A 2,341-nucleotide genomic window follows, 5' to 3' on the forward strand; every position below is an offset into this window, starting at 1 on the left:
GGTCGGGTAGCGGGGCAGCGTCGCCGCTGCCCCGCCCCCTCAGAACCGTGCTTGCGAGTTTCCCCGCACACGGCTCAAGCAAACCGCTTGCGATCCCGTACACTCCTCTCCGCAGCGAGAGCCTGGAGATGGCAGTAGAGGTGCATGAGGCGCTGATTATCGAGCGTGCGTTTCCCACCAAGGCGAGGTGCCGTGATGTGGTGAACGCACAGGGCCTCGTCGTTGTGCAGGGTCTCACCGCAGCGGAAGCACATGCCTCCTTGTTCTTTGGCGAGAGCCTGTTGCCGACCGGAAAGCTCGGCATGCTGACGCGATCTTCGCCGCACCCAATAGTCTCGGAGGGCTGGATCATCTGGCGATGCGCCCCCTTTCACAAGGATATGTCGAACGATCGGGGTCCACGCAAATTTGTTGAGACGGCCACCGTCTCCGGCAGCATCGCCGAAGACCCAGTAGTCCATTCTCTTGGGGTGTAACTTACCCCAGTATTTGCGCGTGACCCAGTACCATGGCTTTTGCGGATGTGTCTTCCGCGCCCAACGGACCTCTTTGCCAAAGATCCAGCTGTCGAGTTGGGCGAATAGCCGTTTCGATACTACGCTCCGGTAATAGTTGCTCCAGCCTCGAATGATGGGGTTCAGCCGAGTAAGGACGGTGACTATGTTCTGACCGTCCAGTCCTCGCCATTCCCGTACCATCCTGGCTTTCAGCGACTTCACCGATTTCCGGGAAGGCTTGATCAACAGCTTCCAGCCCCATCGGGTTTCCGGACTCCGATATTGGCGGATGTTGAAGCCGAGGAAGTCGAACCCATCGGATAGATGCACTATCCGCGTCTTCTCGTCTGAGAGGACAAGGCCCCGCGCTGCCAGCCAGGCGGATAGTTCCACCCGAGCCTGACACGCATCTTCTTCGCTATCGCAGAAGACGACAAAGTCGTCTGCGTAGCGGATCAAACACCGCTTGCCGACATTGTCGCCGCGGGTGATGTATTGCACACCAACCGCAGCCTCCATGCCGTGCAGGGCGATGTTGGCGAGCAGAGGACTGATCACGCCACCTTGCGGCGTACCACTATCGGTGTCGTGAAAGACCCCGCGCTCCATGTACCCCGCTTTCAGCCACTGACGGATGAGCTCCTTTGCAGGGAACCCTTCAATGGCGTTGAGCAGAAATTCATGGTCGATGTTATCGAACGCCCCTTTGATGTCAGCATCGAGAACCCATCGGCGGCGGCGCACTGGTGCGGCGACATTGTAGATTCTCGCTATGGCATCGTGGCATCCCCGTCCCGGCCTGAACCCATAGCTGCAAGGCTCGAAGCGTGCCTCCCAGAAGGGTTCGAGCGCGTTTTTCACCCGCGCCTGCAAAGCTCGGTCGCGGATGGTTGGGATTCCAAGGGGGCGCAGTTTCCCGCCTGCCTTCGGAATATACACCCTACGCGCTGGCGCTGCTCGCCACGGCTGAACCGACATGAGGCTGTCGGCCAACTCGTTGCGATCCTCGACGGTCGTCGTGACGATGCCGTCTACGCCAGCAGTGTATTTTCCCTTGTTCTCCTGAGTGACCTGTCGCACGCTTTTCAGCGTGTTTGAGTAACTCCGAAGCATCAAGTTCTGTAGAGAACGCACCTTGGCAAGGTCGTTCTCACGGGACGCCCGGAAGATGCGCTGTCTCAGATTGCGGACGCGTCGATTGACTTGCCGCCAGTTGACGGCATTCCAGTCGGTCTGTCCCTTGGTTACGTTTGCAGAAGAATTCCGCACCTAACTTTTCCCTCGGTTAGCAATCATCACAACGTCTTCGGACGGTTCACCAAACCCACGTCAGCAGCCTTTCGGCTTGAGCATTGCTCTATCCGGCAGGTTATGGATTCCCTTGATCTTTCGATCTGCCGGCATTCGCTTCTTGGGTCTTCCTGTTCCCGCTGGGCATTCAGCTTCCCTTACGGTCGGCCTACCGGCGTTGCCACCGGTTCCCATCGGGGTTTCCGTGTTCCACATGAAGGAGATGCGGTCGGGGCGGGCGCTCTCAGTACGCCGGGGCGCGGTGTTCGCGGTGGGGCCAAGCTCACCCCAGTTCGCATTTGCCCAGCTCGGCCGTGTCAACCAACGGTTACGGCCTTACTACCTCACGGCGCGTTTCGATGAGAATTCACTCGCGTTCGCCCTTCCGACCTTCGCCTCGCCCGACAAAATGCGTTGGCTGCATTTCCATCTTGGGCTTTCATTCCCGCTTCACACCACGCCGTTACCGACGTCGCATGGGGAAAGTGGCGACAGAGTTGAACACTACTCATGGACCCATGGGTCACTCCTTTCATGCGACTTTCACGTCGCAC

General features: G+C 58.8%; 1 protein-coding gene. It reads right to left on the reverse strand.

The window, feature by feature from the left end; all coding sequences use genetic code 11:
- Window positions 1-74: 74 nt before the first annotated feature.
- Entirely contained in the window at window positions 75-1,766 is a 1,692-nt protein-coding gene (gene ltrA, locus DEM27_RS33285) for a group II intron reverse transcriptase/maturase (RefSeq protein ID WP_109462505.1), read from the reverse strand.
- Between the last annotated feature and the right edge of the window lie 575 nt (window positions 1,767-2,341).

The organism is Rhizobium album (genome assembly GCF_003122325.1).
In the GTDB taxonomy this organism is placed as follows: Bacteria; Pseudomonadota; Alphaproteobacteria; order Rhizobiales; family Rhizobiaceae; genus Metarhizobium; species Metarhizobium album.